Origin of the sequence: Dictyobacter arantiisoli (assembly GCF_008326305.1) — a bacterium.
GTDB classification, from domain to species: domain Bacteria; phylum Chloroflexota; class Ktedonobacteria; order Ktedonobacterales; family Ktedonobacteraceae; genus Dictyobacter; species Dictyobacter arantiisoli.
The window spans coordinates 1-2,542 of sequence record NZ_BIXY01000202.1 but is presented as its reverse complement, the minus strand read 5'-3'; the positions used below and the strand labels follow the sequence as shown (position 1 = coordinate 2,542).

General features: G+C 47.9%; 1 protein-coding gene and 1 pseudogene. Both read left to right on the top strand.

Annotated features, from left to right (window positions below; genetic code table 11):
* On the top strand, window positions 1–1,998 hold a 1,998-nt coding region (locus F1593_RS27760; protein WP_216369022.1), incomplete at its 5' end, for a TOMM precursor leader peptide-binding protein.
* Window positions 1,999–2,026: 28 nt separating this feature from the next.
* Window positions 2,027–2,542, top strand: a pseudogene (locus tag F1593_RS27755) (hypothetical protein); the annotation flags it as partial.

Here is a 2,542-nt window from a genome sequence, read left to right as displayed (position 1 = left end):
AAGAATATGCCCACAGTGAGAATAGAAACCTTCCATCCTTCTTCCTTGGATGAGACAGTCTCTCTTCTGAAGCAGTACCTGACGAAACATCTCTCTCTACTGGCAGAAGCGCTCCCTCCTTCTGTCTCCCTTATAGTGGACCTGGGAGTGCTTGATGGACAGAAACCCACTGATGAGAGAGAACAGTGGTATCGCAAGTACTACCAGGAGAATACTTTCATCTATCCTCTAAGAGTGGATCGTTCAAAGATCATCTTTGGACCTCTTTATCATCCGCTTTCGGGAGGTCCATGTCCTCTTTGTCTGGAACAAGTATGGATCATGAATCGCGGAAGTGAGTCAATTGCGTGGAGCCATACACAACAGAGACTTGTTTTTGGGCGCTCCTCAGCCCTGACTCCCTTCGCTCTGGAGGCTGTCCTGGCAATGATGCTGGCTACTTGCCCTTGCGACATGATTGAACGCGCGCAGCCTCGGGTCTCTCAACTCGATCTTGAGACGCTTTCCGCGGAAACATATATGTTTATTCCTGGTGTAAGCTGTTCTCTCTGTTCTGTTCTCCAATCGGACAAACTGGACACCCTGGAAACTGCAACGCTTTGTATTAGTTCTCGCTCAAAAAAAGCACCTTCAGAATATCACCTGAAAACTATTTCAGAGTACTCTTTACCCGAAACAGCCCTGGTGAATCCCATCAGCGGGCTGCTTGGCGCTCAATATTATAGCAATTACACCCATACCATAGATGCATGCATCTATGGTCGAGCAACTGCAAACGGCCTCTCAGGGGCGCGTCACATCACTTTTGCCAGTCATGGTACCAGCTATCAGTTCCATGCAGCCTTGCTAGAAGGCCTCGAACGCCTTGCGTGGGCTAAGCCAGCGCGTCAAAAAACGACAGTGTTTGATAACTATCAGCATATCCAGGCCGAGGCCGTCCATCCAGCAGAGATGGGTTTGTACCGGCCAGAAATATATCACGACAATAGATATAATAGATATTACACGGAATTTAAAGAGGATCTCATTATTCCATGGGTATGGGGATATTCCTTTCGCAAATCAAAGCCAATTCTTGTACCTAGAAGTCTTGTTGGTGTGTATGATGATGATTACCCTATCATTGCTAGCGACACTTCAAGTGGATGCGCAATTGGCGGAGCGCCTGAAGAAGCCATTTTATTTGGCCTTCTAGAGTTAATCGAACGAGACGGTATTCTGTTAAGTTGGCATACAAAAACAGCGCCGCGCCGGGTTGATCTTGCACACTGCAATGATCGCTCCATACTGCACATGCTTGATCGATATGATAGAATCGGCTACGATATCCATATACTTGACACACGTTTCGATATGCCAGTTCCGTCAGTTGTAGCTGTTGCTGTATTACGCGATACGCATCTGACGCGACCAGAAGATGATCCAGAACGAATAAGGCCACGTTTTGGGGTGGGAGGAGGAGCCAGCTTCAGCCCCGAACAAGCGATCCTTTCAGCACTCGCCGAAGTTGGTTTCTGGGTTCATAATACTCGTGTCGATCATCATATAGATGAAATTCATACTATGATCCAGGATTATGGGAAGGTGCGAATTGTCTCAGATCATGCGCTCCTCTACAGTGTGCCAGAAACTGCGTCAAAAGCAGCTTTTCTCTATCAGAATCCGACGCTCTGTCCTTTTGATGCGTGTTACGCAGAGTGGCTGGCGAATCGGCCACAGAGCCTTGATCTACGAGATGACCTGCTCTATTGTGTGAAGCTGATCCTGGACAGGGGCATGGATGTTATTGCAGTAGACTTGACCAGCCCGGAGCAGGAGCGTATGGGACTCAAAACATTTAAAGTGATTGTTCCCGGGTTATTGCCAATAGAATTTGGCGGCCAGAGGACACGTGTCTATGATCTTCCTCGCTTGAAAACCGCTCCACACACCGCTGGCTACCTGAGCAAAGATTTTGACCTGACCGATTTCAATACTGATCCGCACCCATTTCCTTAAAACACGTAGAAAGTGAAAAGAGTCTCAGATGAATAAAAATGCAGCTATCTGCCAGGCATACATTGAAGCTATCTTCGCAAGATTTCAAACTCCTTTGGATACAAACGCAATAGAGATTGTCTGGCAGGATCAGCTTCCTCGCTTCAAACAGTACCCACAGGCAACGCGCCTGGCCCTTCCCGACAAAATTCTTGATCCTGCTGTTCCTATGACCGACGTTTGGACGTCTCTTACAACCTTGAAGCGTGAGCACAGAGCCATGACTTTTGATGAGTTTACATCGATGCTTCTGCTTACCTATGGACTCTTGAACTTGCGGATGGATCTTATTTGGGAGGAGAGGAGGTCCCCCCTTCTTTCCTCTCCCAATGTCAGGTTTGGAAGAGGAACAGCTTCTGGTGGAGGATTATATCCTGCAGAACTCTACTGGGTTTGTGGGCCAAGCGGCCCTTCTCATCCAGGTCTCTACCATTATGATCCTGCACATCACGCTTTAGAGCGAGTGATGAGCGGAAACATGACCAGGGGCATTCAGACTGCTGTG